Here is a 229-nt window from a genome sequence, read left to right as displayed (position 1 = left end):
TTTTTAATTTTAATAATTGATCTGTATCTGAACAGATAGCATCTAAATAAGTAAAGACAGTTTTTACTTCTATTTGTCCAGGATCATTGATTTGAACATGGTTAGGGTCCGTATACATTGACATAATTTTCTTTCTAATAGTATCTGGAGAGTCCGATAAATAAATCGAATTGTATAAAGACTTACTCATCTTAGCTTTCCCGTCAGTTCCTGGAAGTCTACCTAAACC

Annotated in this window: 1 pseudogene; it reads right to left on the bottom strand. The window is 31.9% G+C overall.

Going from position 1 to position 229, the window contains the following annotated elements:
* Positions 1-229, bottom strand: a pseudogene (locus tag Q4528_RS16650) (tryptophan--tRNA ligase); the annotation flags it as partial.

The sequence above is a fragment of the Staphylococcus pasteuri genome (assembly GCF_030547725.1).
Lineage (GTDB): Bacteria > Bacillota > Bacilli > Staphylococcales > Staphylococcaceae > Staphylococcus > Staphylococcus pasteuri.
This window is presented reverse-complemented; position numbering and strand designations above follow the sequence as displayed.